The organism is Pseudomonas sp. SIMBA_067, assembly GCF_046534675.1.
Lineage (GTDB): Bacteria > Pseudomonadota > Gammaproteobacteria > Pseudomonadales > Pseudomonadaceae > Aquipseudomonas > Aquipseudomonas putida.
In genome coordinates, this window is record NZ_JAWRYH010000300.1 from 1 (window position 1) to 279 (window position 279).

The 279-nt window shown below is 45.9% G+C and carries 1 pseudogene; it reads right to left on the reverse strand.

Annotated features, from left to right (window positions below):
* Positions 1-257 (reverse strand): annotated as a pseudogene (locus tag SB765_RS29185) (hypothetical protein); the annotation flags it as partial.
* Positions 258-279: the final 22 nt, after the last annotated feature.

The following is a 279-nucleotide window of genomic DNA, read 5'->3' on the forward strand; positions in this document are numbered from 1 at the left end:
GTCAGACGTTGCTGGGCCAGTACCAGTGCTTCATTGCAAATATCTTCTTCACCCATGACTGCAATCACTAAATCATTGGGACTGGCGTTGATTTCGTTACCCAGACCCGCATCGCGCAATTGTTCGAGATTATTGGGCGTTCCCATGACGACCGAGGCCTGTTGAATACCGGGCAACTTGCTGATTTGCGCGGAAATCTGCATCAGAGAAACTGAGTCCTGATAAAGATTACTGAAAACTTTATATTTAACTTTCATGCTGTTACGCCTGTTTCATTCC